The sequence below is a fragment of the Pseudoalteromonas sp. SG43-6 genome (genome assembly GCF_014164365.1).
GTDB classification, from domain to species: Bacteria; Pseudomonadota; Gammaproteobacteria; order Enterobacterales; family Alteromonadaceae; genus Pseudoalteromonas; species Pseudoalteromonas rhizosphaerae.
Genome location: NZ_JACJEZ010000195.1, coordinates 1 through 319 on the forward strand (window position 1 = coordinate 1; position 319 = coordinate 319).

Below are 319 nucleotides of genomic sequence, written 5' to 3' on the forward strand. Positions count from 1 at the left end.
AAACGATGTGAGCGCGGATGCTGTGCGATTAAGGTATCGTCATGATAAAGCTGTACTAGCTGATTGGTTATGTGTGCGCGTAATTGTTTCTTAACCCACTGATACGGCACACTGTAATAATGTTTTTCTATTTCAACATGATAATCAATGTGTACTCGCACCGTTTTGATTTGTGTATAGTGATAGGGCTTTTCAGCTAAAGTATCCCCAGAATTAGCCTTTATATATCAATGAACTAATAGTATTAAAAAATGTGGGAAGCGAGGGAACATTCATGGTGTTTTGTGATCTTATGAATCGCTTAAAAACAACAGAGCTA

Annotated in this window: 1 pseudogene; it reads right to left on the minus strand. The window is 37.3% G+C overall.

From position 1 onward, the window contains the following. Nucleotides 1–191, minus strand: a pseudogene (locus tag H5201_RS23375) (Mu transposase domain-containing protein); the annotation flags it as partial. Nucleotides 192–319 lie beyond the last annotated feature (128 nt).